Here is a 659-nt window from a genome sequence, read left to right as displayed (position 1 = left end):
ATCTGGCTCTGGCTCTGGCTCTGGCTCTGGCTCTGGCTCTGGCTCTGGCAAGATTAAATCCTGCTCCTCACTGCTTGGCAATGATTCATTAATTTCAAGGTCTGGCTCAATCAACGGTTCGAGTTGGACTGGCTGTTCATCGAAGCTAGTTGTTGATTGATCATCAAGCGAATCCAGCGAGGCACTGCTCTCGAAATTAATATCTGCTTCCAGATTATCCACGCTGTCCGCGATAGGCGCATCAGTTTCACTGGAATTTTCTGTATCAATATCAATTGATTGCACCTGAGTCGCTGCGGCATTGCGTGCTTTCATTTCTGCGGTTCGAGCACGCAGTTTTTCCCTGAGTGATTCTAAATGGCTGCGCTGAGCTTCATAGGTTGACACGGCTTCGGGCTCTTCTGGTGCTGCCTCGACCTGGTTAGCTGAGGGGGCAATATCAGACTCCACTTCAGCGTTTGTTTGCATCGCCGCAGCGTCAAATTCACGTTCTGGTTCTGCCTCCAGTGCTGGTTCCGACTCAAGCTGAAGTTCAGTGTCAAAGTCCGGGACCAGGCCCTGTTCAGGTTCTGGCCAATGCGCACTGTCGATAGCTTCGGCTTCGGCTTCGGCTTCGGCTTCGGCTTCGGCTTCGGCTTCGGCTTGACTTCGGCTTCGGC

1 protein-coding gene is annotated in these 659 nt (G+C 52.5%); it reads right to left on the bottom strand.

Annotated elements, in window-relative coordinates; genetic code table 11:
• Positions 1-659, bottom strand: a 659-nt coding sequence (locus MPL1_RS13740) for a hypothetical protein (RefSeq protein WP_009727543.1), incomplete at both ends; no start/stop codon positions are given.

Source organism: Methylophaga lonarensis MPL (genome assembly GCF_000349205.1).
Taxonomy (GTDB): Bacteria; Pseudomonadota; Gammaproteobacteria; order Nitrosococcales; family Methylophagaceae; genus Methylophaga; species Methylophaga lonarensis.
Note: the sequence above shows the minus strand (reverse complement) of the source record. Positions and strands in the feature narration are given on the sequence as shown.